Source organism: Plesiomonas sp. PI-19 (genome assembly GCF_021368255.1).
Classification (GTDB): domain Bacteria; phylum Pseudomonadota; class Gammaproteobacteria; order Enterobacterales; family CAMTGL01; genus Plesiomonas; species Plesiomonas shigelloides.
The window spans coordinates 144435-170635 of the sequence record NZ_JAJNMQ010000001.1; the positions used below are offsets into that span (position 1 = coordinate 144435).

Annotated in this window: 23 protein-coding genes and 1 tRNA gene; 13 read left to right on the forward strand and 11 right to left on the reverse strand. The window is 54.5% G+C overall.

Features of this window, described 5'->3' with window-relative positions:
* Positions 1–109: 109 nt before the first annotated feature.
* Positions 110–1489, reverse strand: coding sequence for a PhoH family protein (locus LQ901_RS00690; RefSeq protein ID WP_106911766.1), 1380 nt, complete (start codon positions 1487–1489; stop codon positions 110–112).
* A 234-nt stretch (positions 1490–1723) separates the two neighbouring features.
* Between LQ901_RS00690 and rapA the strand changes: the two genes are divergently transcribed.
* The 5 genes from rapA to LQ901_RS00715 all read left to right on the forward strand — a co-directional run bounded on the left by rapA (position 1724) and on the right by LQ901_RS00715 (position 8060).
* The gene (gene rapA / locus LQ901_RS00695; protein ID WP_010864697.1) at positions 1724–4636 is read left to right on the forward strand and encodes an RNA polymerase-associated protein RapA; all 2913 of its coding nucleotides are present in this window, start codon (positions 1724–1726) and stop codon (positions 4634–4636) included.
* A gap of 21 nt (positions 4637–4657) precedes the next feature.
* Entirely contained in the window at positions 4658–5407 is a 750-nt protein-coding gene (gene rluA, locus LQ901_RS00700; protein ID WP_071596491.1) for a bifunctional tRNA pseudouridine(32) synthase/23S rRNA pseudouridine(746) synthase RluA, read from the forward strand.
* A gap of 28 nt (positions 5408–5435) precedes the next feature.
* Positions 5436–6344 (forward strand): manganese-dependent inorganic pyrophosphatase, encoded by a 909-nt coding sequence (locus tag LQ901_RS00705; RefSeq protein WP_207541846.1) that lies wholly within the window; start codon positions 5436–5438, stop codon positions 6342–6344.
* A gap of 366 nt (positions 6345–6710) precedes the next feature.
* Entirely contained in the window at positions 6711–7181 is a 471-nt protein-coding gene (locus LQ901_RS00710; RefSeq protein WP_152137956.1) for a Dps family protein, read from the forward strand.
* Between the two features lie 288 nt (positions 7182–7469).
* Positions 7470–8060 carry a cytochrome b/b6 domain-containing protein gene (locus LQ901_RS00715; RefSeq protein WP_112866589.1) on the forward strand — a complete coding sequence of 197 codons (591 nt, stop codon included), beginning with the start codon at positions 7470–7472 and terminating at the stop codon, positions 8058–8060.
* Here LQ901_RS00715 and LQ901_RS00720 read toward each other — a convergent pair.
* Positions 8049–8930, reverse strand: a complete 882-nt coding sequence (locus LQ901_RS00720; protein WP_010864692.1) for a LysR family transcriptional regulator — start codon at positions 8928–8930, stop codon at positions 8049–8051. The two genes, LQ901_RS00715 and LQ901_RS00720, sit on opposite strands and share 12 nt — an antisense overlap.
* Positions 8931–9109: 179 nt before the next feature.
* Between LQ901_RS00720 and LQ901_RS00725 the strand changes: the two genes are divergently transcribed.
* Together LQ901_RS00725 and LQ901_RS00730 are read left to right on the forward strand one after the other, a co-directional pair.
* A complete protein-coding gene (locus LQ901_RS00725) occupies positions 9110–9460 on the forward strand; it encodes an SMR family transporter (RefSeq protein ID WP_010864691.1) in 351 nt (116 codons plus the stop codon).
* Positions 9460–9774, forward strand: coding sequence for an SMR family transporter (locus LQ901_RS00730; RefSeq protein WP_010864690.1), 315 nt, complete (start codon positions 9460–9462; stop codon positions 9772–9774). The genes LQ901_RS00725 and LQ901_RS00730 overlap by 1 nt, the downstream gene beginning before the upstream one ends.
* 125 nt (positions 9775–9899) lie before the next feature.
* Here the strand turns inward: LQ901_RS00730 and leuD are convergent, their stop codons facing one another.
* From leuD to leuA, 4 genes are read right to left on the reverse strand one after another with little or no spacing between them, the layout of a single operon-like run.
* The gene (gene leuD, locus LQ901_RS00735) at positions 9900–10514 is read right to left on the reverse strand and encodes a 3-isopropylmalate dehydratase small subunit (protein ID WP_010864689.1); all 615 of its coding nucleotides are present in this window, start codon (positions 10512–10514) and stop codon (positions 9900–9902) included.
* 14 nt (positions 10515–10528) lie between these two features.
* A complete protein-coding gene (gene leuC, locus LQ901_RS00740; RefSeq protein ID WP_233671906.1) occupies positions 10529–11938 on the reverse strand; it encodes a 3-isopropylmalate dehydratase large subunit in 1410 nt (469 codons plus the stop codon).
* Between the two features lie 11 nt (positions 11939–11949).
* Positions 11950–13047, reverse strand: coding sequence for a 3-isopropylmalate dehydrogenase (gene leuB, locus LQ901_RS00745; protein ID WP_233671907.1), 1098 nt, complete (start codon positions 13045–13047; stop codon positions 11950–11952).
* A gap of 8 nt (positions 13048–13055) precedes the next feature.
* Positions 13056–14624, reverse strand: a complete 1569-nt coding sequence (gene leuA / locus LQ901_RS00750; protein WP_010864686.1) for a 2-isopropylmalate synthase — start codon at positions 14622–14624, stop codon at positions 13056–13058.
* Positions 14625–15091: 467 nt separating this feature from the next.
* On the opposite strand from leuA, the gene LQ901_RS00755 reads away from it, so the two are divergent.
* The 5 genes from LQ901_RS00755 (at position 15092) to ilvN (ending at position 21301) form a co-directional block, all read left to right on the forward strand.
* Positions 15092–15616: a phosphatase PAP2 family protein gene (locus LQ901_RS00755; RefSeq protein WP_152110009.1), complete on the forward strand. Its 525-nt coding sequence runs from the start codon at positions 15092–15094 to the stop codon at positions 15614–15616.
* Entirely contained in the window at positions 15613–16719 is a 1107-nt protein-coding gene (locus tag LQ901_RS00760; protein ID WP_233671908.1) for an MJ1255/VC2487 family glycosyltransferase, read from the forward strand. Before LQ901_RS00755 ends, LQ901_RS00760 begins: the two co-directional genes overlap by 4 nt.
* Before the next feature lie 178 nt (positions 16720–16897).
* Entirely contained in the window at positions 16898–18682 is a 1785-nt protein-coding gene (locus LQ901_RS00765; protein WP_255697956.1) for a long-chain fatty acid--CoA ligase, read from the forward strand.
* Positions 18683–19082: 400 nt separating this feature from the next.
* Positions 19083–20807 carry an acetolactate synthase 3 large subunit gene (ilvI, locus tag LQ901_RS00770; RefSeq protein WP_152114138.1) on the forward strand — a complete coding sequence of 575 codons (1725 nt, stop codon included), beginning with the start codon at positions 19083–19085 and terminating at the stop codon, positions 20805–20807.
* Positions 20807–21301: an acetolactate synthase small subunit gene (ilvN, locus tag LQ901_RS00775; RefSeq protein ID WP_010864681.1), complete on the forward strand. Its 495-nt coding sequence runs from the start codon at positions 20807–20809 to the stop codon at positions 21299–21301. Before ilvI ends, ilvN begins: the two co-directional genes overlap by 1 nt.
* Positions 21302–21387: 86 nt before the next feature.
* Here the strand turns inward: ilvN and LQ901_RS00780 are convergent, their stop codons facing one another.
* Positions 21388–22074: a GntR family transcriptional regulator gene (locus LQ901_RS00780; RefSeq protein WP_010864680.1), complete on the reverse strand. Its 687-nt coding sequence runs from the start codon at positions 22072–22074 to the stop codon at positions 21388–21390.
* 282 nt (positions 22075–22356) lie between these two features.
* Between LQ901_RS00780 and cra the strand changes: the two genes are divergently transcribed.
* Positions 22357–23394, forward strand: a complete 1038-nt coding sequence (cra, locus tag LQ901_RS00785; protein ID WP_036770611.1) for a catabolite repressor/activator — start codon at positions 22357–22359, stop codon at positions 23392–23394.
* Positions 23395–23471: 77 nt separating this feature from the next.
* Here the strand turns inward: cra and LQ901_RS00790 are convergent.
* The 4 genes from LQ901_RS00790 to LQ901_RS00805 form a co-directional block, all read right to left on the reverse strand.
* Positions 23472–23547, reverse strand: a tRNA-Ile gene (locus tag LQ901_RS00790).
* Between the two features lie 159 nt (positions 23548–23706).
* A complete protein-coding gene (locus tag LQ901_RS00795) occupies positions 23707–24312 on the reverse strand; it encodes a TRIC cation channel family protein (protein ID WP_010864674.1) in 606 nt (201 codons plus the stop codon).
* Positions 24313–24400: 88 nt separating this feature from the next.
* The gene (gene btuF / locus LQ901_RS00800) at positions 24401–25243 is read right to left on the reverse strand and encodes a vitamin B12 ABC transporter substrate-binding protein BtuF (RefSeq protein ID WP_233671909.1); all 843 of its coding nucleotides are present in this window, start codon (positions 25241–25243) and stop codon (positions 24401–24403) included.
* Positions 25240–26199, reverse strand: a complete 960-nt coding sequence (locus LQ901_RS00805) for a cobalamin biosynthesis protein (RefSeq protein WP_064978212.1) — start codon at positions 26197–26199, stop codon at positions 25240–25242. The genes btuF and LQ901_RS00805 overlap by 4 nt, the downstream gene beginning before the upstream one ends.
* Positions 26200–26201: the final 2 nt, after the last annotated feature.

A 26201-nucleotide genomic window follows, 5' to 3' on the forward strand; every position in this document is an offset into this window, starting at 1 on the left:
CTGATTGTGCAGAAGGGCTGAGGGAGCGTCAATCATGACGATGTCTCAATCTTTATTGTCTCAGCCCTTGTTTTACGTCTTTTGTTTTGAATCTTAAGTCAGTGCGCGGTTACAGGTTTTCCTCGGCGAATGAGGCTAATCGGCTACGCACCACCCCGTTCAGATACAGGTTTACGCTTCCCTCAAAGTTTTTAAAGCGCTCCACAATATAGGTCAGCCCCGACGTGACCGGCGTCAGGTAAGGGCTGTCGATTTGCGCCAAGTTACCGGAGCAGATAATTTTGGTGCCTTCCCCGCAGCGAGTAATGATGGTTTTCAGCTGAGAGGCACTTAAGTTTTGGCACTCGTCCAGCAGCACAAAGGCATTTTGAATCGAGCGGCCACGCATGAAGTTAATCGATTTAAACTGGATGTTGGCTTTGTCCTGAATGTATTTGATCGACGCTTCGGTGTTGTGGTCGTTTTTATGCAGCACTTCCAAGGTATCGGTGATTGCCGCCAGCCACGGCAGCATTTTTTCCTCTTCGGTGCCCGGCAGATAGCCGATCGACTCACCGATATCCGGCGTGTTGCGAGTGACAATAATCTTGTCGTACATCTTTTTCTCGACCACTTGCTCCAGCGCCGCCGCCATCGCTAGCAAGGTTTTGCCACTACCGGCTGGGCCGGTGAGGATCACCAGATCGATGCTCGGGTCGAGCAAGGCGTGTAACGCCATCGCCTGATAAATATTTTTCGGATGCACGCCCCACGCTTGCCGGTGCATCAGTTTTTCCCGTCCTAAATCGCGAAACGTGATGCGATCGCTGCCGATGGCGCTGACGCGACCGGCAAAGGTTTCGGTATCGTCAAACAGGTATTCGTTGATGTGGGTTTTGGGGATCAGCGCCGCATCCACCGCATGGTAGGTTTCGCGCCCTTCGTGCTGGGTTTGGCACACCTCCACTTTTTTCCAAAAATCGCCGTCGAGATGACGAAAGCCTTTAGTGAGGAAGCGCACATCGTCGATCAGCTGATCGGTGCGATAATCTTCGACCCGCAATACCCCAGCGCCTTTGGCGCGCAGGCGCATGTTGATGTCTTTGGTGACCAACACCACGGGCACAGGGGCATGCAATTTTTGCAAGTACAGCACCGCGTTCAGAATGCGGTTATCGCCCTCTTTGCTGGGGAAGGCATGCACCTCTTCGGCTAACAGGTAGTCGGCGAAAATCGCCAGCGTGCCGGACGCTTGCGCCCCGTGTTTACTGAGCGGAACGCCCGCGGCAATCTCTTCGGCACTGGCATCGAGAAACACACTTTCGAGCATGCGGATAGCGATACGCGCCTCGCGTGAAACGTCGCGTTTACTATCCTTAATGCGGTCGAGCTCTTCGAGGACGGTCATCGGCACGATGACATTGTGTTCTTGAAAGGAAAAGATGGACTGAGGTTCATGCAGTAGGATGTTGGTATCGAGGACGAAGATTTTTCGTTCGGCTGAGCCCATACGGACCTCCTTGTAAGCGTAAAAACTGTGCCTGGTTGGCACCGGTGTTGCGCCTTAATCCGAGTGTAGCAACACTTTTACAATCAAACGCATCCTTGATGACAAGCTTGTGACAACTACAGAGATTTAACGCGATGAGGGACGGATAAATCCGTGACGAGGAACACACCTTGAATTACCATAACGCCCTTTCCCGCACCCACGCCAAACAAAGAAGAGAGTTGAGTCAGCACTATGCCTTTTGCACTTGGTCAACGTTGGATCAGTGATACTGAGAGTGAGTTAGGTCTAGGTACGGTTGTCGCTATTGAAGCCCGTACCATCACCATTCTGTTCCCTGTTTCCGGTGAAAACCGTGTTTATTCACGAGTGGACGCCCCGGTGACTCGCGTCATGTTCAACCAAGGCGATACCATCACCAGCCACGAAGGTTGGCAGATGCGTGTCGATGAAGTGCTGGAAGCACACGGTGTCCTGACTTATGTCGGTACCCGTCTGGATACTGAGGAAGAGGGCATCAGCCTGCGCGAAGTGATGCTGGATAACAAGCTGACCTTCAGCAAACCTCAGGATCGCCTGTTTGCCGGTCAAATCGACCGAATGGATCGTTTTGCCCTGCGTTATCGCGCGCTGAACCATCAGCGTGAACAATTCCGCTCGCCGCTGCGCGGTCTGCGCGGCGCCCGTGCCAGCCTGATCCCGCACCAGCTGTATATCGCCCATGAAGTGGGTTGCCGTTATGCGCCGCGCGTATTGCTGGCCGATGAAGTGGGGTTGGGTAAGACCATTGAAGCGGGCATGATCATTCATCAGCAACTGCTGTCTGGCCGTGCTCAGCGCGTGCTGGTGATCGTGCCGGAAACCTTGCAACACCAGTGGCTGGTGGAGATGCTGCGTCGCTTTAACCTGCGCTTTGCGCTGTTTGACGAAGAGCGCTGCGCCGAAGCAGGTTTGGATGCGGAGAACCCGTTCGAGACCGAACAGCTGGTGATCTGCTCCTTGGATTTCATTCGTAAAAAGCGCCAGCGCTGTGAACAAGCGGCGGAAGCAGAATGGGATCTGTTGGTGGTCGACGAAGCCCACCATCTGGTGTGGAGCGAAGATAAACCAAGCCGCGAATATCAAGTGGTGGAAACCCTGACTGAAAATATCCCGGGCGTGCTGTTGCTGACCGCCACCCCGGAGCAGTTGGGTCAAGAAAGCCACTTTGCGCGCTTGCGTTTGCTGGATCCTGATCGTTTCCACGATTACGAAGAGTTCGTGGCCGAGCAACAGCAATACCAGCCGGTGGCCGATGCGGTCGCCGATATCACCGCCGGTAAGCCGCTGAGCGTGGAAGCGCAAAATCTGCTGACTGAACTGCTCAGTGAGCAGGATGTGGAGCCGCTGCTGAAAGTGATCAACGCGGCCGACGTGGATGAAACCGAGCGCCTGCTGGCGCGGCAAACTCTGATCAATAACCTGATGGATCGCCACGGCACTGGCCGCGTGCTGTTCCGTAACACTCGTCAGGGCGTGAAAGGCTTCCCACAGCGCAGCTTAAACCAGATCACGTTACCGCTGCCAAGCCAGTACCAAACCGCGATCCGCGTGGCACGCCTGATGGGCGCGTCGAAGGTGGATGATCGCGCGCAGCAGATGCTGTACCCAGAGCAAATCTACCAAGCGTTCGAAGGCGAAAATGCCACTTGGTGGAACTTTGACCCACGCGTGGAGTGGTTGCTGACCTTCTTGAAGAACAACCGCGATGCCAAAGTGCTGGTGATCTGTGCCAAGGCGCAAACGGCCGTGCATCTGGAGCAAGCGCTGCGTGAGCGTGAAGCGATTCGCGCGGCAGTCTTCCACGAAGGCTTGTCTATCATCGAGCGCGACAAGGCTTCGGCTTATTTTGCCCAAGTGGAAGAGGGCGCGCAGGTACTGCTGTGCTCGGAAATTGGCTCCGAAGGCCGTAACTTCCAGTTTGCTAGCAATCTGGTGATGTTCGATTTGCCAATGAATCCAGATCTGCTGGAGCAGCGTATTGGCCGTCTGGACCGTATCGGCCAGCGTCAGGATATCCAGATCCATGTTCCGTGCTTGGAAGGCACCTCGCAGGCTCTGCTGTCACGCTGGTTCCACGAAGGTTTGGATGCGTTCGAGCATACCTGCCCGACCGGTCGTCCGGTTTACGATGCGTTTGTCGAGCGCCTGATCCCGTATTTGGCGGAGCCGGATAATCAAGAAGGCTTTGATGAGCTGCTGGCCGATAGCCGCGCGATGCACGATAAACTCAAAGCGCAGCTGGAAAGCGGCCGCGATCGCCTGCTGGAGATGCACTCCAACGGTGGCGAGGAAGCGCAGACATTGGCCAACGAAATTGCCGAGCAAGATGGCGATACCAAGCTGGTGAGCTTTGCCCTGAACCTGTTCGATATTATAGGCGTGCATCAAGAAGATCGCGGCGAGAATACCTTGGTGCTGGAGCCAACCGGCCACATGCTGGTGCCGGACTTCCCAGGTCTGCCATCTGATGGCTGTACGGTGACCTTCGATCGCGAAGTGGCGTTGTCGCGTGAAGATGCGCAGTTCCTGACGTGGGAGCACCCGATTTTGCGTAACGGTATTGACCTGATCCTGTCCGGTGATACCGGTATGACCGCGATGTCGTTGCTGAAAAATAAAGCCTTGCCAGCCGGTACACTGCTGCTGGAGCTGGTGTATGTGGTGGAAGCGCAGGCGCCGAAGCACCTGCAACTGACGCGCTTCCTGCCGCCAACACCGGTGCGTTTGCTGATGGATGTCAGTGGTAACGATCTCTCAAAATCGATTGGTTTTGAAGCATTGAACCGCCAGCTGAGCCCTGTGAACCGTCATACCGGCAGTAAGCTGGTGAACGCGGTGCAAAAAGAGATCCACGCGATGCTGACCATGGCCGAGCCGAAGGCTAATGAGCTGGCACGGGTGGAAATTGATGCCGCGCGTAAGCTGGCGGACGACGTGATGACCGCCGAGCTGGATCGGATGTTGGCCCTGAAAGCGGTCAACCCGAACATCCGTGAGGATGAAATCAGCATGCTGGAGCTGGGTCGTAAGCATGTTCTGCAGCATCTGGACGAAGCCAACTGGCGTCTGGATTCCCTGCGCGTGGTCGTAGTGACGCATCAGTAAGTGCTGCGAGCGGAGCACATTATGAGGAATGAGCCTGTGAAACCAACCGATACGGCGCCGCGTAAAGTGCGCAAGCCGACCGCCGAAGAGCGGGCCATTCCAAGTGGCGCGCCACCGCTGGAGGCCTATAACCCGCCGACCGATCCCTGGTTGCAGATCCTGTATCAGGACACGAGCATCATGGTGGTGAATAAGCCGAGTGGGTTGCTGTCGGTGCAAGGGCGCGCCGAAGAGCACCGCGATAGCATCATGCAGCGCATTCAGGCCGACTTCCCGTTGGCCGAATCGGTGCACCGGCTGGATATGGCCACCAGTGGCGTGATGGTGGTGGCGTTGACCAAGCAAGCCGAGCGCGAGCTGAAGCGCCAGTTTCGTGAGCGCGAGCCGAAAAAAGCCTATGTGGCGCGCGTGTGGGGACATCTGGCACAAGATGCTGGCGAAATCGACCTGCCGCTGATCTGTGACTGGCCAAACCGGCCGAAACAGAAAGTCTGCCATGAAACCGGTAAGCGGGCGCTGACCTTGTATCAGGTGCTCAGTCGCGATCCGGATGGCGCGAGCCGTGTTAAACTGACCCCCGTAACCGGACGCTCGCACCAGTTACGGGTGCACATGCTGGCGTTGGGACACCCTATCTTGGGCGATCGCTTCTACGCGCATCCCGATGCCTTAGCGATGGCGCCGCGTTTGCAACTGCACGCGCGTGAGCTGTCGATCACGCATCCGAAAACCGGCGAGCCGATGCACTTTTGCTGTGAGCCTGACTTTTAAGTGCAGGCCAGACGTACTGAAAGGAAAGATGATGATTCAAGTAGTTGGTCATAAAAACCCTGATAGCGATAGTATCTGTTCTGCACTGGTAGCTGCTGAACTGCTGAAAGCCCGTGGCCTGCAGGCGAAAGCCGTGCGTCAGGGTGATATCAACCGCGAAACCCGCTTTATTCTGGAGCGTGCTGGGGTTGAGCAGCCAGAGATGTGCACCGGTGTTGCCGGTCAGCAAGTGTGGCTGGTGGATTACTCCGATCTGGCGCAAGGTCCAGACGATCTGGCGCAGGCAGAAATTCTGGGTATCGTTGACCACCACCGTCTGGGCGACGTGACCACGGCGCAGCCGCTGGAAGCGTGGATCTGGCCGGTAGGCTGCACCAACACCATCCTGTTCAATCTGTTCCGTATGGAGCAGGCCGAGATCACCCGTCCGCTGGCGATCCTGATGATGTCTGCCATCATCAGCGACACTGTGGGCTTTGCATCACCAACTTGCACCGAGAAAGACAAAGAAGCGGTGTATGCGCTGGCTAAGCTGGCTGATATCGCTGATCTGGATCTGTTCATCAAAGACCTGCTGATTGCTAAGACTGACATCGAAGGTCTGTCTGCGGCGGAGCTGGTAGAAAAAGATCTGAAAGGCTACCCACTGAACGGCCGTGACGTAGTTGTCGGTCAGATTGAGTTGGCGACACTGGAGCAAGTGGACGGCATGCTGGATGCGCTGAATGCGGATCTGCAAGCGCGTTGTGATAACGAAGGTCTGGCACTGGCCGCGCTGATGCTGACTGACATCACCACCGCGACTACCCGTCTGCTGTACAAAGGCGAATGGTCTGCCAAGCTGGATGCGCATGCTGACAACGGCGTGCTGATGATGCAAAACACCCTGAGCCGTAAAAAGCAAGGTTGGCCGTGGCTGCAGCAGGTTCTGGCCTGATCGCATTGCGTGATTGTATCGAGTGGCCAGTATCGAGTGACTCTATAGCGTGACGGTATAGCCATCGTCACTTCGGTTTAAGGCAGCCTACGGGCTGCCTTTTTATTGGCGCAACCGCGCTGTCGCACGAGGACTTGGATTTTCACTCAGTGCTAATCGATATGATTTTATTAAGTTTTTATCGAGTCTCGCTATAAACCGCACTTTTTTTATCGATAGTGCAAATACGCGCATATAGCAGGACATATTTGCTTGCACAACGAGGCAATTGGCGGCATTTGCTGACAGATAAACATGCGTAACAGGTCTATGTTTATTAACAACGAACGGCATTACCGTTAAGTTATTTGAACATGGAGATTGGTTATGAAAGTTGATATTTCACTGCCCGATGCCAGCCGAGAAAAAATTGCTGACAGCTTATCCCATCTGCTGGCCGATACTTTCAGCCTGTATCTGACCACCCACTATTTCCACTGGAACGTGAAAGGCATGCGTTTCCGCCCAATGCATCAGATGCTGGAAGAACAATATAACGAAATCTGGAATGCGCTGGATGAAATCGCTGAACGTATCCGTGAACTGGGCTTTGAAGCACCCGGCTCACTGAGTGCGTACAGCAAAATGAGCACCTTGCCAGAGGCGCGTAGCGGCATGAACAACGCCGAAATGCTGGAGTTCTTGGTCAAAGGCCACGGCCAAGTGATCGAACGTATTCGTGGGATTTACCCACTGACCGGTGAAGTGAACGATGGGGCTACCGGCTCTTTGCTGGATGACCGTTGTAGCGCCCATGAAAAAATGGCGTGGATGCTGCGCAGCATGCTGGAAGAGTAATCAGCATCGTTTGACTGACTACCTTGTATCGCTCATCAACGCGATTACGCCGGAACGCTTGTGCGTTCCGGCGTTTTGTTGTCTGCGCTTATTTATTTGTTCGCGCTTTTGCGCTCAGCGTTGATCTCGCTGACAACAGGTAACATCTTTGCTCGTCAGGATCTCAACTTTTCTTAGCGACTTATTCGAACGGATTAGGTCATAATCACGAATAGATGACACGGTGTTTTCGAGCAATTCAAAACAAGAAATACAGACCGGCATTGCCCGGATTAAGGATGAACTCTCATGCGGCTACTTTCTGATTTTTGGCGCTACCTGGGGCAATACCAGCATCGGTTTCTGCGCGTTTTACACCTGACACTGGCGGCGCTGGTCATTCTGCAAATCCTCAACAGTAACGGGATGCAATTTACCGCCGAAGGCGCGATTAGCGCAGGGGTAGTCGCTCCGCTGTTTGTGTGGATGCACATCGGCATGGGCTGTACCGCGTTAGTGCTGGGGCTGTTACTGACCCTACATTGTCTGTTTTCGCGTGGGTTGCGCTATTTCTTTCCCTACTTGTGGGGGGATTTTTCTCAGCTGAAAGCAGATTTGCGCACCTTGTGGCAACGTCGACTGCCCGAAAGCGCCGCCGGTGGCTTAGCGCCTTGTATTCAAGGCTTAGGCTTAGGCGCGATTTTGCTGGTGGCTGGCTCTGGATTTACATGGTTTTTACTGTGGCGCACTGGCTCCGTGTGGGCGCCGGATCTGAAATCCGTGCATAAAGCACTGACCGGTTTGATTGAAGCTTATTTGGTCGGTCACGGTGGCATGGCGTTACTGCACTTTTTCTTCTGGCGGCGTAACCAAACGAAAACCGGTTCGTCAGTCGTATGATTCGAGCTCTTTTTGGATCTCTTGCTGGATCCACGAGAGCACCTTACCGTGATACGCGGCCGGTGAGGCATAGGCCGCGTAGTCACGCCACTGCATGCTGAATTTGTGTTTTAGCACCCGCAACTGATCTTGGCGTAGCTGCGTTTTAATCAGTGGGATGGGCAAAATCGCCCAGCCGAGCTTATCCATTACCGCATCACGCATCATCTCAAAGCACGATAAACCAATGTGATCGCCACTGACTGGCAGTAAGGTTTTCACCGATTCATGGTCGGCATACGACAAGGTGATTTGGGTATGCGATTCCAGATCGCTGTGTTGCACGCGCTTGAGCAGTGCCAGTGGGTGCTGCTTTTCTACCACCATCATAGTGCGCAGCGGGTGTAATACCTCGATTTTGAGCGAGGTACTCTCTTGCTCTTCGGTCAACAGGCCAAAGGCTGCATCCACAATGCCATCTTCCACCAATTGCGGTAGCTCCGGCGGAGAGGCCAACACTAAAGAGACACTGGTACCGGAGAAGGTGTGTTTCAGATCCCCCAGCAGACGCCGCCAAAAGACTTCCGATAGCGCATCATCACGGGCAATACGCAGCACCGCTTCTGCTCCCGAGGCGTAGTGCTGGCATTTTTGTTCGATGATGTAGGCAATCTGCAGGATGCGCTCGCTGTCATCCAAAATTTGCTCACCGATCACCGTGAGCTCGGTGAGGTTGGAGCCGCGTTCAAAAAGACTGACGCCCAAGCTATCTTCCAGCGCGCTGATGGCGGTACTGACGGTGCTACGACTTTTGTTCAGACGGCGCGCAGCTTCGGTGATCGAACCGCTATTTGCCGCTTCTACAAACATTTCTAACTGCGAGAGTTTCATATGTGTCTCCGGGAGCCTCCCGCTGATAGTAGAGAATGTAAATAATGTGTCAAATGTTAGCGTCGGAAAAATCGACGCTGAGCGATTGGAATTTGCGTGGTGGCACCGGTAGAGTAATTCCTGTGCCGGAACATCTCAGTGACGAGAGTAAGGCGCTAAGGAAATCAAAGGGTACTATCATGTTATTCGCGTGGATGTTTTTACTACTGGCCATCATGACCGAAGTGGCGGGAACATCGTCTATCAACAAAATTATCGAAAACGGTTCATTAGCAAGTTATCTCCCAATGTGGCTGGGCATTTCGGTGTCGTATTTCTTCCTGTCTAAAGCCATTAAGCGCATCCCAATTGGCATTGCCTATGCGCTGTGGGAAGGTGTCGGTGTCACCCTGATTACACTGGTCTCTGTCTTTTATTTTGGCTACGACCTGTCGTTGCAAGAGATGGTAGGTCTGGGGCTGGCCGTTACGGGGATCGTGATGGTGAATGCCGGTGAGAGTCATCCAGAGCAGGCAGAGGAGGGCGCATAATGGTACATATCGGATTTGTACTCGCGGCGGCGCTGCTGGATGTGGCCGCCAATATGGCGCTGAATAAATCACGTGGCTTTAAGCGTAAACGCTGGGGCGTGTTGTCGCTGGTATTGGTGATGAGTGCCTTTACTCTGCTGACCGAAGCGGTACGTGGGATGGATTTGGCGGTCGCCTATGCTTCATGGGGCGCGATCGGTATTCTGGGTACTGCCATTGGTAGTTGGCTGATCTTCAAAGAAAAATTAAAGCCAATTGGCTGGGCTGGTATTGCCGTGATCGCATCGGCCGTGGTGATTATGCATACCGCATGATTTCAATGCACATGATGGCGATAAAAAAGGTAACCCTGCGGTTACCTTTTTTATTATCTAGCGCATGTTTATTATCCAGTGCATGGGCTATCAGCCACGGTCCGGCCTGATTCACCCATCACCCATTAGCGTAAAAACGCCGGTTGAGCCTGTTCATAACGCGTGATCGCGTCCGCATGCTGCAACGTCAGTCCGATGCTGTCCAACCCATTTAATAAGCAGTGGCGATGGAACGGATCAATCGGGAAGTGGACACTAAACTCTTCGGCCGCGCCGCTGACGCGCACCGTTTGCGAGGCCAGATCCACGCACAGCTGCAAGCGGGTATGGGCGCGCTGCAGGGCAAACAACTGCTCAATGGCGGCCTCCGGCAGTCGCACCGGTAACAGCTGATTGTTGATGGCGTTGCCATAGAAAATATCGGCAAAACTTGGCGCGATGATCACCTGAAAACCGTAGTCGGCCAGCGCCCACGGCGCATGCTCGCGCGAGGAGCCGCAACCGAAATTTTCGCGGGTCAGCAAAATGGTGGCATCGGCAAACTCCGGTTGGTTCAGCACAAAGTCTGGATTGGGCTGTTCACCGGCATCGTCCAGAAAACGCCAATCATGGAACAGGTGGCGACCAAAGCCGACGCGGGTGACCTTTTGCAAAAATTGCTTAGGGATGATGGCATCGGTATCGATATTGGCGGTATCCAGCGGAGCCACATAGCCGCAATGTTGAGTAAATCCTGTCATCTTGACTCTCCGCTTCAGTGTGACTCGTTCAAAGTGCGAATATCGGCAAAGCGACCGGTCACCGCCGCAGCGGCTGCCATCGCTGGGCTGACCAAATGGGTACGGCCACCGCGCCCTTGTCGGCCTTCGAAGTTACGGTTACTGGTGGAAGCGCAGCGCTCACCGGCGGCCAGTCGGTCATTGTTCATCGCCAGACACATTGAGCAGCCCGGTAAACGCCACTCAAAACCGGCATCGATAAAGATCTGATCCAAGCCTTCGGCTTCTGCTTGTGCCTTCACGATGCCGGAGCCGGGAACGACCAGCGCCTGCACGCCGTCGGCCACTTTACGCCCTTTGGCAATGGTGGCCGCGGCGCGTAAATCTTCGATGCGTGAGTTGGTGCACGAGCCGATAAAGACTTTATCGATGCGTACCTCAGACAGCTTTTCGCCGGCCTGCAATCCCATATAGCGCAGCGCTTTTTCCGCCGAGCTGCGCTCATTGGCATCGGCAAAACTCTCTGGCGTTGGTACCGGCTGGTCGATAGCGATCACTTGCCCCGGATTTGTCCCCCAAGTCACTTGCGGGGCAATCTCGGCTGCTTGCAAGGTAATGATGGCATCAAAGTGGGCATCGGCATCGGAGTGCAGGGTGTTCCAGTACGCGACCGCAGCATTCCAATCGCTGCCTTGCGGCGCAAATGGACGCCCTTGCAGATAGGCCAAGGTGGTGTCATCCGGCGCAATCAGGCCAGCTTTAGCGCCCAGCTCAATGGCCATGTTGCACACCGTCATGCGGCCTTCCATGCTCAGTGCTTGAATCGCCTCACCACAAAATTCCACCACATAACCAGTTCCGCCGGCATGACCGATGCGGCCAATGATCGCCAGCACGATATCTTTCGCCGTGATCCCCGGCGCGGTGTGGCCTTGCACCTCAATTTTCATGGTCTTGGCACGGCCCTGCTTCAGGGTTTGGGTGGCCAACACATGCTCGACTTCCGAGGTGCCAATACCGAAAGCCAGCGCGCCAAACGCACCGTGGGTGGCGGTGTGGGAGTCTCCACACACAATGGTCATTCCCGGCAGGGTCAGCCCTTGCTCCGGGCCCATCACATGCACGATCCCTTGATTAGGGTGATCCAAATCGTACAGGGTGATGCCAAATTCGGCACAGTTTTTCGCCAGCTCTTGCATCTGAATACGTGCCATTTCACCAGAGGCGGCAATATCCCTCGTCTGGGTGGAGACGTTGTGATCCATGGTGGCAAAGGTTTTGCTCGGTTGGCGAACCGGACGCTGCATCGCGCGCAGGCCATCGAAGGCTTGCGGCGAGGTCACTTCATGCACCAGATGACGGTCAATGTACAACAGTGGCGTTTCGCCTTCGGCGGCGTGGACGACATGGGCGTCATACAGTTTTTGGTATAAGGTTTTAGCCATCTCAGCACTCCTTAGGCATTGGTGATGGCAGCGGCAATGCAGCTACCCATTTCAGCGGTACTCACCGCAGGGCCGTTACCGGCCAGATCGGCGGTGCGGATCCCACTGGCCAACGTTTGGGTCACCGCGAGCTCGATGGCTTGCGCCGCCGCTTCTTCGCCCAAGCTGTAACGCAGCATCAAGGCAGCCGACAGAATTTGAGCAATCGGGTTGGCAATATTCTTACCGGCGATATCCGGCGCCGAGCCACCGGCGGGCTCATACAGACCAAAACGGCTGGCATTGAGGCTGGCTGACGGCAGCATGCCCATGGAGCCGGTGATCATGGCGCACTCGTCCGACAGAATGTCGCCGAACAAGTTAGAGCACAGCAGTACATCGAATTGATCCGGCGCTTTGATCAGCTGCATCGTGGCGTTATCAATATAGATGTGTTCGAGTTGTACATCCGGATACTCGCGGGCGACTTGGCAGACCACTTCGCGCCACAGCAATGAGCTTTGCAGCACGTTGGCTTTATCCACCGAAGTCACTTTATTGCGGCGGACACGCGCCGCTTCAAAGGCCATGCGAGCGATGCGCTCAATTTCGGGGCGGTAGTAAATTTCAGTATCAAAAGCATGCTCTTGCGCGCCGCTGCCGGCACGGCCTTTCGGTTGGCCAAAATAAATGCCACCGGTCAGCTCGCGCACACACAGGATGTCAAAGCCGCGGGCAGAGATATCGGCACGCAGCGGGCAAAAGCTTTCCAAACCGCGGTATAAAGTAGCGGGGCGCAAGTTACAAAACAGCTGGAAGTGCTTACGCAGCGGCAGCAGCGCGCCACGCTCGGGTTGCTCGGCCGGTGGCAGGTGCTCCCACTTCGGGCCGCCTACTGAGCCAAACAAAATAGCCTGCGCCGCTTCACAACCGGCGATGGTGGCCGCTGGCAGTGGCGTGCCGTGGCGATCAATGGCAATGCCGCCGACATCGAATTCTTGCAGCTCAAATTGCAGCGCAAAGCGCTGCGCCACCGCGGCCAGTACTTTACGCGCTTCTTGCATCACTTCGGGGCCAATCCCATCGCCTGGCAAAACGGCGATCCGGTAATTCCCTTTCGTTTCAGTCATAGTCCCTGTCATGGTTGTGAGGCCTCAATATTACGTTGCTGAATTCGTTGTTTTTCTTCTGAAACTCGACCGGCGCGGTGGATGGCATTCAACACATGCACCAACGCTTGCGCTGAGGATTCAATGATATCGGTGGCCAGACCCACGCCGTGGAAGCGTCGTCCTTGATAATCGGCCACGATGTCGACTTGTCCGAGAGCATCTTTGCCTTGGCCTTTGGCCGACAGCTGATAATTGACGATTTGGATTTCGTAACCGGTTAGGCGGGTGATGCACTGATACACTGCATCCACCGGCCCGTTGCCGGTGGCCGCCTCAGACACGGCCTCTTCACCACAGCGCAGACGCACCGAAGCGGTGGCCATCACGCTGCCGCCCGATTGCACGCTCAGGTAATCCAAGCGGAAATGCTCCGGGTCTTCTTGCTGCATATTGATGAAGGCCAACGCTTCTAAGTCGTAGTCAAACACCTGACCTTTTTTGTCGGCCAGCTTCAAGAACGCGGCGTACAAGCTGTCCAGATCGTAGCTGCCTTCGCTGTAGCCCATGGCATCCATGCGGTGTTTAACCGCAGCGCGGCCGGAGCGGGACGTCAGGTTCAGCTGATTTTGGTTCAGGCCAATCGACTCTGGCGTGATGATTTCGTAAGTCGACTTGTTCTTCAGCACGCCATCTTGGTGAATACCCGATGAGTGAGCGAAGGCATTGGCACCGACAATCGCTTTGTTCGGTTGAATCGGCATGTTGCACAGCTGACTGACCAGCTGACTGGTGCGGTAGATATCTTGGTGATGGATGTTGGTGTGCACATTCAGCAGATCGGCGCGGGTGCGGATGATCATGGCGATCTCTTCCAACGAGCAGTTACCGGCGCGCTCACCAATGCCGTTGACGGTACATTCAATTTGGCGCGCGCCAGCTTGCACCGCCGCAATCGAGTTCGCCACCGACAGCCCCAGATCGTTATGGCAGTGTACCGAAATAACCGCTTGATCGATATTCGGCACCCGATTAAACAGAGTCTCGATGATGCCACCAAACTGGCTGGGGATGGTGTAGCCGACCGTGTCAGGAATATTGATGGTGCGAGCACCGGCTTTAATTGCCGCCTCCACTACGCGGCACAGATTATCAATCGGGGTGCGGCCAGCGTCTTCGCAGGAAAACTCCACATCATCGGTATAGCGACGCGCGCGGGTTACCGCGTGCACCGCCATCGCCAACACATCATCAAAACTGCGGCGCAGTTTCGACTCGATATGCAGCGTCGAGGTGGCAATAAAGGTGTGGATACGAAAGGCCTCAGCCACTTTCAGGGCTTCGGCAGCGACATCGATATCTTTGTCTACCGCGCGGGCCAAGGCGCAGACGCGGCTGTGCTTGATATGCCGAGCGATGGTTTGCACCGATTCAAAATCGCCTGGCGATGAGACCGGAAAACCGACCTCCATCACATCAACCCCAAGGCGCTCGAGGGCATAGGCGATCTGCAGTTTTTCTTTCACGCTCAGGCTGGCTCGCAGAGCCTGCTCGCCGTCGCGCAGCGTGGTATCGAATATGATCACCTGATTGCTCATGGTGGCGCTCTCCTTCCTTAAGTTGCGTTCAATCCCTGTCGTCACGCGGAAAAAAAAGCCCGCGCAGACGGCGCGGGCTTGGAGGTGGATGTCTGAACTTGCGGCACTGTAACGTTAAGACAAACCTCGAGCGGACCCGCGCTGGTGGGCAGCGAGTAGCAGTAGGTTTAGAAACAGGGCGCGGATGTTCATCATTATTAACGTATCTCGGTCTATATTGTGGCCGTGGCTGGCGTGCTCAGGTTATATCGTTTCGGGTAACGCTGGCACGGGTATGCAAACGGCGGAAATTTAATCGCTTGTGTTATGTGATACTTCAGATGTTGTATCCGTGTCAACCGTTTGCTGCAGCGGAAATTAAACTGCTGCAAAAACATCAAACAAATGTCATGTCCGCTTTATAGGGTGAACACAGGCTGAAACTGCGTATTGCGCGCGGTGCCGCATTGATTATCCGGGAGCTGAATATGGCCTTTTCACGCTTGTCGCCGCGCTGGCGTCTACAACAGTTGGATCTGGCGCTCTCCACGTTTTGTCTGTGTCACCGTTTTAATCACCAGGTTGCGCGGGTGTGTCGCCTGATTTCCCGTACCGGCGATGGCCCTTGGTATCTGCTGTTGGCGCTGGTTTTGCTGCGCTGGGAGCCCGTGCATGGCGCGGCGTTTTTTACCGCGCTGCTGCTGGCATTTGCCATCGAACTGCCGCTGTACTGGCTGCTGAAAAATGCCATTCGCCGTCATCGGCCATTGGATTTGCCTTGTTTTATTGTCCCTTCCGATAAATACAGTTTGCCCTCCGGTCACACTGCGGCCGCCTTTTTAGTTTGCGGTTTGATTGCGGCGTACTACCCGCTGTGGCTGTTACCGGCCTTGTGCTGGGCGGCGTTGATTGGGCTGTCACGTGTGTTACTGGGCGTGCATTACCTGACCGATATTGTGGCCGGCGCACTGCTCGGCTTGAGCTGTGCCAAACTGGCGCTGGAGTGGTTATGAAACTGTTATATGGCATTCAGGGCACCGGCAATGGGCATTTGTCGCGGGCGCGTGAGTTGGTGCCGGCGCTGCGCGCGCAGGGGATTCGGGTGGATGTGTTGTGCTCTGGGCGCGCTGCCGACGCCTATTTTGATATGCAGGTGTTTGGTGCGTATCAGGTGCGGCGAGGCCTCAGTTTCATCACCCGCGCCGGGCGCGTGGATATGCTGCAGACTTGGCAACATAATCGGCTGCGCGAGTTTATGCGCGATGTTCGTGCGCTGGATGTCGGCAGTTACGATGCGGTACTCAGTGATTTTGAGCCGATAAGTGCTTGGGCTGCGCGCCGTGCTGGGGTGCCGAGTTTGAGTGTCAGCCATCAGGCCGCTTTTTTAGCGCCGATTCCCACCGAAGGCGATAACGCGTTCAATCGCCTATTGATGCGGCAGTTTGCTCCGGTGCAGCACAGTGTCGGCCTGCACTGGTTTCACTACAATCACCCCATTTTACCGCCGATTATCGCCACGCGCTGTACCGATGCGGTGACAGACAATGGCCGCATTCTGGTGTATCTGCCTTTTGAATCGCTGAGCGAAATCAGCGCGTGGTTACAGCAGTGTCCGCAGACGGGCTTTGATTGTTTTCATCCTGAGGTAAAGAGTGAGATTGTAATAAAAAACATCAGGTTAAAACCACTTTCTTTACATGGATTTCGCCGCGCCTTAACGGCGTGCCATGGCGTGATCGCCAATGCCGGCTTTGAGCTGCCGTCGGAAGCGATGGTGCTGGGAAAAAAGTTATTGCTAAAGCCGCTGTACGGCCAATTCGAGCAGCAAAGCAATGTGTTGGCGTTGGAATTACTCGGTCTGGCTACGCGTCTGTTTACGTTGGATACGCCGTCGTTACTGCGCTGGCTAGCCAGCCCCGACGCAGGGCGGGTGTGCTTTCCCGATGTGGCGCAGGCGGTCGCCGCTTGGGTGGCGGAAGGGCATTGGGATTTTCCCGCCCGACTGAGCCAGCAGTTATGGCAAGCGGTGCGCTTTCCATGTGGTGTAGCGGAAAACGTACAGAGTTGGCTGCCGGACTCGTCGGCAGTGATGACTTCACCGCTATCTTCTACTTAAAAAGCTATACAAATCAGCTGGATGACAAAATCTTATCCTGCATATCCCTCATATTGTGAGGGATAAGGCATAAACAGACGTTTAAATCCTTTTCTTCCACAGATAAGTTCAGTTACACTTGTTGTCAGCTAAGCGTACACTTGTACGCTGAAATCCTAAGAACTGAATAAGGTGGAAAATGCAAGGTTATCACCTGATCGAGCGAATTCAGGATCAGATTACCCGTAACCCAGCCAAGGTTGCCATGCGTGATCAGCAGGGCAAGAGCTGGGTTGATATCTGCTGGCAGGATGTCAATCAGCGTCTGCGCGCCACCACCCGAGCGTTACTGAGCCTCGGTGTTGGCGTGCAAGAGCGCGTCGCAATTTTTTCCCAGAACATGGCCGAGTGGACCATCACTGACATGGCCATCTTGCACCTGCGTGCAATCACGGTACCTATTTATGCTACTAACACCGCTGCCCAAACGGCTTATGTGTTGGATGATGCTGAAATCCGAATTTTGTTTGTGGGCGAGCAGGCGCAAATGGATGCCGCCATCGAACTGCAGGCGCTATGTCCACAACTGGCGCACATTATCGCGCTAGATCCGAAAGTTGATCTTAAAGGTTGCAGCATCGCCTGCCATCTGGCCGATTTCCGTCAGCAAGGCTGCCCTGAGTGGGACAGCGTACTAGAGCAGCGGATGGCCGAGCGTTCGTTAGACGATCTGTTCACCCTGATCTACACCTCCGGTACCACCGGCGAGCCAAAAGGCGTGATGCTGGATTACCGCAGCATCGCGACTCAGCTGCATTTGCACGATGAGCGCTTAAGCTTGAGCGAAGAGGATGTCTCCATGAGCTTCCTGCCGCTGTCACACGTGTTTGAGCGGGCGTGGTGTTTCTACGTGCTGCACCGTGGCGCGGTGAACGTGTTCTTGCGTGATCCACACAAAGTGCAGGCCGCTATTGGCGCTGTTAAGCCGACCGTGATGTGCGCCGTACCGCGTTTTTACGAGAAAGTGTTCAGCGCAATCCAAGACAAAGTGGCCAAAGCGCCGCTGTTGCGTCGTCTGATGTTCCGCTGGGCGGTGAAAACCGGCGAGCGTCATTACTGGTGTCAGCGTGAAAATCGTCAACCGTCGGCATTGTTGGCGGCCAGTTTCCGTATGGCGGACAAGCTGGTACTGAGCAAACTGCGCGGCGCGTTGGGCGGACGTACCCGCTTTATGCCAACCTCTGGCGCCAAGTTGGATGACAAGATTAACCTGTTCTTCCAATCCATCGGTATCAACATCAAGTACGGCTATGGCATGACCGAAACTTGTGCCACCGTTTCGTGCTGGGAAGATGACGAATACCGCTTTGGCTCAATTGGTACGCCGTTGCCGGGCGTTGAAGTGCGCATTGGTGAGGAAAACGAGATTCAGGTGCGCGGTCCAACCGTGATGCGTGGTTACTTCAATAAGCCAGAAGAAACCGCCCGTACCTTTACCGAAGATGGCTGGCTGAAAACCGGTGATGCCGGTCAGCTGGATGCGCAGGGCAACCTGTTCATTACCGAGCGCATCAAAGATTTGATGAAAACCTCTGGTGGTAAGTACATTGCGCCGCAGATGATCGAAGGCACCTTGGGCCAAGATCGCTTCATCGAGCAGATCGCGGTGATCGCCGATACACGTAAGTTCGTGTCGGCGCTGATCGTGCCATGCTTTGAATCGCTGGAAGATTACGCGCGTAGCGTCAACATCAAGTATCAAGATCGCATGGAGCTATTGCGCCATAGTCAAGTGATGGAGATGTTTGAGCAGCGCCTGAAAGCGATGCAAAAAGAGCTGGCTCGTTTTGAGCAAGTGAAGCGTTTTACGCTGCTGCCAGAAGCCTTCACGATGGAGCGCGGTGAGTTAACACCAACGCTGAAGTTGCGCCGTAAGATCATCACGCAGCGCTATGAGCGTGAAATTGAGGCGATGTACGACTAAACCACGTTTAAACTACGTCGCTAATTTGCCTATGTCGGCGCCACTCATTCTTGAGTGGCGCGCGGCTGACTAAAAACCACCGTTTTCACGCGGTGGTTTTTTTGTGCCTGTTTTTCGATTGTCTTTTCTCTGCGCCTTCCCCCCATTAAACCTGCCGCAATTTTCACCTTTGTTAGTGTATTTCACTGCTAATTACTCTTATCGCAATTGTTAATCGTAAATATTGCTTTGGTGAGCGTTTTGTTTTGGATTAATTGGTTGTGATGATGGACTTTGTTACAAAATCAACGTTAAAGTGGATACGGATCCGTCTTCGTTATCAGGCGGAGCAGGGAATACAGCGACAAGTCATTCGTCAGAGGGACTTACGACACAAAAAATCCAACCGGGAGGCAGACGTATGGAGATGTTGTCAGGGGCCGAAATGGTCGTGCGTGCATTGCACGATCAGGGGATCAAACATGTTTTCGGCTATCCGGGTGGTGCGGTGCTCGATATTTATGATGCACTGCATACCCTTGGTGGGATCCAGCACGTGCTGGTCCGGCACGAGCAAGCTGCCGTGCACATGGCCGATGGTTATGCCCGCGCCACCGGCGAAGTGGGGGTGGTGCTAGTCACATCCGGTCCCGGTGCCACCAATGCCATCACCGGTATTGCGACTGCGTATATGGATTCTGTGCCGATGGTCGTGCTGTCCGGTCAGGTGGCGACTAGCCTGATTGGTAACGATGCCTTCCAAGAGTGCGATATGGTCGGGATCTCCCGTCCGGTGGTTAAACACAGTTTTCTGGTCAAGCGCACCGAAGATATCCCAGTAGTGATGAAAAAGGCCTTTTATCTGGCCAGCTCCGGCCGCCCGGGTCCGGTAGTGGTGGATTTGCCGAAAGATATTCTCAATCCCGCCAACAAGTTGCCGTATGAATATCCACAGAGCGTCGAGCTGCGCTCTTATCACCCGAACGTTAAGGGGCATACAGGGCAGATTAAAAAAGGGCTGCAGGCATTGCTGGCCGCTCGTCAGCCGGTGATCTATGCCGGTGGCGGGGTGATCAGCGCCAACTGTCACGCCCAATTGACGGCGTTGGCCAAGCGTTTGAACTTGCCGGTCACCACCTCTTTGATGGGGCTGGGGGCATTTCCGGGCGATGATCCGCAGTGTTTAGGGATGCTGGGTATGCACGGCACCTACGAAGCCAATATGGCGATGCATCATGCGGATCTGATCTTTGGTATCGGCGTGCGCTTTGACGATCGCACCACCAACAATTTAACCAAGTACTGCCCACACGCCACCATCTTGCACATCGATATCGATCCGACCTCGATCTCGAAAACGGTCGGTGCCGATATTCCGATCGTTGGCAGTGCCGATAACGTGCTGAACAAAATGCTGGCGTTGCTGGATGAGAGTGATGATGCGGTCGCTCAGCAAGCGCAGGCGCGCAGTGACTGGTGGCATCAGATTGCTACGTGGCGCGCCCGTGAGTGCCTGAACTTTGATACCAGTGGGCCAAAAATCAAGCCGCAGGCGGTGATAGCTGCACTGCATAAACTGACCGGCGGCGATGCCTACGTGGCTTCTGACGTTGGTCAACACCAGATGTTTGCCGCTCTGTATTACCCGTTTGCCAAACCGCGTCGTTGGATCAACTCTGGCGGTCTTGGCACCATGGGCTTTGGCTTCCCCGCAGCGATTGGCGTCAAGATGGCGCTGCCGGAAGAGCAGGTGGTGTGCGTGACCGGCGATGGCAGTATTCAGATGAATATTCAGGAGCTGTCCACCGCGCTGCAATATGACGTGCCAGTTAAGATCATCAACTTGAATAACCGCTTCTTAGGTATGGTGAAGCAGTGGCAGGACATGATCTACAGCGGTCGCCATTCGCACTCGTATATGGAGTCGTTGCCGGACTTTGTCAAAATCGCCGAAGCCTATGGCCATGTGGGGATTGCGATCCGCACGCCTGATGAGCTGGAAAGCAAACTGGCTCAGGCGCTGGCAATGAAAGATCGTCTGGTGTTTGTGGATATCACCGTGGATGAGACCGAGCATGTCTATCCGATGCAGGTGCGTGGCGGTGCCATGGATGAAATGTGGTTAAGTAAAACGGAGAGAACCTGATGCGCCGAATCTTGTCTGTATTACTGGAGAACGAGTCCGGGGCGTTGTCACGGGTGGTTGGGCTGTTTTCTCAGCGTGGTTATAACATTGAAACCCTGACTGTCGCGCCGACCGAGGATGCGACCTTATCGCGGATCACTATCGTGACCGCGGGCGATCAAAGCGTGCTAGAGCAGATCGAAAAGCAGCTGCACAAGCTGATCGATGTGTTGAAAGTCAGTGACTTAAGTCAGGGCGCACATGTCGAGCGTGAGTTGATGCTGGTTAAAATGCAAGCGCCCGCGAGCGTGCGTGATGAGCTCAAACGGATGAGTGATATTTTCCGCGGCCAGATTGTGGATGTGACCGGTACGTTGTATACGGTGCAATTAGCCGGAACCAGTGACAAACTCGATGCTTTTTTAGCGGCGGTTAAAGAGCATACCGATATTGTGGAAGTGGCGCGTTCTGGGGTGGTTGGAATATCACGCGGTGAGCGGTCAGTACATAATTAATACGTATTGTCACAACATTGGCTGTCGTTTTATGCGGTAGCGCAAACAATAAAGGGGAAATCATTCCCCTTTATTCATTTATTCTGTTAGGCCAGTGCGTTTATTTTTTCCAAATAATGAATAGATTCTTTCATTAATTCGAGTGCGCGCTGTGAGTGTCGTTCCGTTAATTCAATCGCCAGAGGGATATTGCGATCCAGTACGGCCTGCATTAATTTTTCATGTTCGCCATTGTCGTGATAGCGCTGAGCGTAATCGAGACGAATATTGACCCAGATATGGCGATAACGCGCCATCTGCTCCAATATATTCTCCATAAATTCCAGCATCTTGGGGCTGTTACAACCGGAGAGCAAAGAAAGGTGAAAGTGGTTGTGTCTCTCTTCCCACTCATCATAGTCGATGTCCGGGTTGGCCGGATCATCAATGCGTGCCAGTTTGTGGTGACTGGTGATTACATTGAGCTCCCACTCCTCATCCCCTTGTTCAATGGATTTGGTCAGTAGGATGCGTTCGAGGGTGTAGCGGGTATCCAGAATATCTTCCAATTCGGCAATCGAAACTGGGGCTACCCAGCAGCCTTTTTGTGGCTCAATATAAACGAATTTATTCCACGATAATTTAATTAAGGCTTCGCGAATTGGTGAAGCGCCGACGCCATAACGTTCTTTTAATTCCGCGACAACCAGTTTTTGACCTGGCTTTAATATTCCTAAGAGAATATCTTTTTTGATGACCTGAAAAATTTGATCCGTAATTGTTGGACTTGACACTCTTCCCCCCTGAAAGCAATACTTGTGTGATAAAATACTGCTTTACTTTGTACGACAAGCATAACTTCCCTGTCTTATAGCAGGGGGGCGCGGGTATATCAAAAAATTACATAAAAAATGTGAGCAACGAATAATTAATTTTCTGCCGTGTGAACCGCTGTTATTACGATACCCATAAAGCATGATCTAAGGCAGTTTCTCGCCGGAAAAAGGTATTGCATCCGGCCTATGTTATACGGTTAGATCTTGATTATTCATCGATCTCATCAGAAGGGGATGGTAGTGAAGCTGGATGAGATAGCCAGACTGGCTGGCGTGTCACGCACTACAGCAAGTTATGTCATTAACGGCAAGGCAAAACAGTATCGTGTCAGCGATAAAACGGTCGAGAAGGTGATGGCAGTGGTGCGTGAGCACAACTACCAGCCGAACGCCGTTGCTGCGGGTCTGCGTGCCGGTCGGACTCGCTCTATTGGCCTGGTGATCCCAGATTTGGAGAACACCAGTTATACCCGTATCGCCAATCATCTGGAGCGTCGTGCGCGTCAGCATGGCTATCAGTTATTGATTGCCTGCTCCGAGGATAAACCGGAAAACGAAATGCGCTGCGTCAGTCACTTGCTGCAGCGTCAGGTAGATGCACTGATTGTGTCGACCGCGTTGTCGTCGACACATGAGTTTTATCAGCAGTGGGCAGGGCGTGATCTGCCGATCATCGCTCTCGACCGTGCGCTCGATCCGCAGCACTTTATTAGCGTGGTCGGTGCTGATCGCGCTGATGCGGAAGTGTTGTGCCATGAGCTGCTCAGCCAGCCGGATGTGAAGTCGATTGTGTATGTCGGCGCATTGCCGGAGCTGTCGGTGAGTCAGCTGCGTGAGCAGGGCTTCCGTCAGGCCTGTGAAGGGGATAAGCGTCAGGTCACCTTCTTGCATGCGGCCAGCTATGAGCGGGAAGCGGCGGCAAGCCGTTTTGCGGCGTGGCTGAAAGAGAACCCGCTGCCAGATGCGTTGTTTACCACCTCGTTTGCCCTGTTGCAGGGGGTGTTGGATGAGATTATTGCTCGTTTTGGCAAGATCCCTCCTTCGCTGACCATTGCCACGTTCGGTGACCACGAGTTGCTGGATTTTCTCGGCTGTAAAGTGATGTCGCTGTCGCAGCGTCACCGCGATGTGGCGGAGACAGTGCTGAAGCTGGTATTGGATAGCTTGGACGGTACCGAGAAGCCGCAACCGGGGATGACCCGTATGCAGCGTCAGCTGACGTGGCGTGGCACTCTGAGCCGTTTGCACGCGCAGGATGCGTCAGCTGCGGCGGAGTAATCTGTTGTCGCTAACGCGCTAACGGCAAGACGCACAAAACAAAAAAGCCAGCAATCTGCTGGCTTTTTTGTTGGATTTGGTGGCCCCACCCCGGCTTGAACGGGGGACCAAGCGATTATGAGTCGCCTGCTCTGACCACTGAGCTATGGGGCCTGACGGGCGCAATTATAGGAAATCGGGGGGGACGAGTCTACTCTTCATCGAGTTACTTGCTGTTTTTTAATACAACTTTCTATAAATAGCGTCACATTTTGAGGATCTGATAGAAAAAATCATTGATCCTACATCCCAGACTATCCAAATCGGGGATCATCAGTCAATACGAAAGGTCGGCAATTTCAGGTTCCAGCGGATCGCCGCCAAGCGGATCCCTAAGGTGCTGAATAAACCCAGCAGCATCGCATGTTGTGCACCGACACCCAGGCTCAGTGCGCCAGTATGCAGGATCCCACCGATAATGCAGGCAGTAGCGTAGATCTCGGTACGCAAGATCATGGGCACTTCACGAGCCAATACATCACGAATGATCCCGCCACCTACGCCGGTGATCACGCCCATCACCACTGCGACCATTGGGCTAGCACCACACAGCAAGGCCTTGTTCACCCCGATCCCTAAGAATACTGCCAGACCCACCGCATCCAGTACCGGCAGCACCCACCACGGGATCCGACGAGCAGGACGGATCAGCAGCATACTCAGGGCACAGGTAATAAAAATCACCGTCAGATAGAAGGGATCGCGGATCCAAAATACCGGGCCGGCATCCAGCGCCATATCGCGAATAGTACCGCCGCCAATGGCAGTTACTGCGGCCAGAACGACCACCCCGAACGGATCCATCCGCAAACGGCCGGCAAGGAGTACACCGGAGATGGCAAAAACAGCGGTGCCCAGCATGTCGAAGAAATACAGCATGTGATGGAAAGCCCTCAGAGTCAGTCAGTTTTAAAACGCCGGCGATTGTAGCGTTTAGCGGCCTGCTGGCAACGGGCTTTTTACTGAATTATGACGCAGGTGAGAGTTTCGCCAGTGCGGTGCAAATGTGCTGTGCGCCTTGCAGCATACGTGGCCCGCTGCGGCTTAACAAACTCTCCTCCACGGCGATAACAGGCACGTCTAACATTCCTTGCCAGTAGCGGCGAACTTCAGCCACCGTTTCGGCATTGCCGGGCACGATAATGGCGTGTGGCTTACGCAGCAGAACTTGCTCACGGCTGATTTTTGGCCAGCTCAGGCCACTATCGGCAAAGATATTTTTACCCCCGCACAGGCTGACGATTTGCGATTGCAGGGTATCGACGCCGGGGGTAAACATCGCTTGCGTGCCGTATTGGATAAATACTGGAATGGGCGTTTGACGTTGATAGGTACGCTGCAGAGTGCTGAATTGCTGGCGCAGCGCTTGGGCGTTGGCACGCGCTTCGTCTGGATGGGCACTGTAGGCGGCGAGCTGATCTAGCTCAATGGCCAGATCGTCCAAGCGGCGAGGGTCTGCATAAAATACCGGGATCCCCAGTTGCTCGAGCTGTTGCAGTGGGCGCGTGGGATTCCCGCCTTTCCATGCCAACACCAGATCTGGCTTTAGCAGTAAGATCCGCTCGACATTGATCCCGCGGTGATCGGCAACCCGCTCGAGTTGTTGCGCAGCGGCAGGGTAATCGGAATAGCTACTGGCGGCCACCATCTGCTCGCCCATGCCGGCGGCGTAGGCTAATTCGGTGGTAGAGGGCGAAAGGGAGATCACCCGTTGTGCCGCCGCTAGCAGGTTGCAGCTTACAAGCAGCAGACACAGCGCTAACGAGCGAGATAAGACGCGGTATAAGCGTGATGTCAGCGTCTTTTTCATCGCAGCAGCACTCCGGCCGAGCTTAGCAATAACAGGATAAACGCATACAGGTTTAAATCGCGTGCTAGTCGGTACAGGTCACGGCTGTGTACCGGTCGACTGCCGCCTAGCGTTGGTCGTCCTACACGTATGCCTTGATAGCGTACCGGTCCACCCATCGCGATATCCAAACGTAAACCGACTTGGGTATACAGAGCGCCGGTGAGCCAGTGGCTCCAGCCTTTGGCTTGTATTTGCATGCGTTGCCAGCGTTGGCGCAGATGACGCCCAGGGAGCAGCAGCAGCAATAACAACAGATTGCCCGGCAACTCCAGTACGCTTTGCATGCGGGCGGCAAAGAGGCCGAAGGCGTGATTTTTCGGTTGTGCCGGCGACCAGCAGCGCGCGGTCAGTTCGCAGCAGCGATAAAACAGCGCGCCACAGCCTCCGGCCAGCAGATACCAAAATAGGACATGAATTAAGCCGCGCAAATAGCCCATCAACAGGGTTTCCGCACCGGCTTTACCTAACCCGAGCAGGGAAAGCTCGGTGGTATCACGTTGCACTTGTTCGTCTAAGATGGTGCGCGCCAGATGTTTTTGTTCACCTTGTAGTGCGCGGGCAAAACGTTGGTTATCCGGCCATAAAGCCGCCCAACTGAATGCCAGCCAGAGCAGCACGGCATCAAACACCGGTTCGGACCAGGCCAAAATCTGCAGCGCCGGTAATAAAATCAGCAGGGGTAACAGCAGCAATAACCAGCTCAGCGCACCGGATAGGCGCTGCTGAGCGGGCGGGTTTTTCGCGTGTAGCATGCGGGCCAGCAAGCGGCTGGCCAGCAGAGTCCACCCCTGACGCAATGCGCGCGCCGGTTGTGGCAGCAGCAGGTGCAGTAGCACGCCGCCCCACAACGCCAGCAGCGGATACCAGAAAGCCAGTTCTCGGAAGTTGAGTTCAGTAACAGCAGGCTGGATCACGT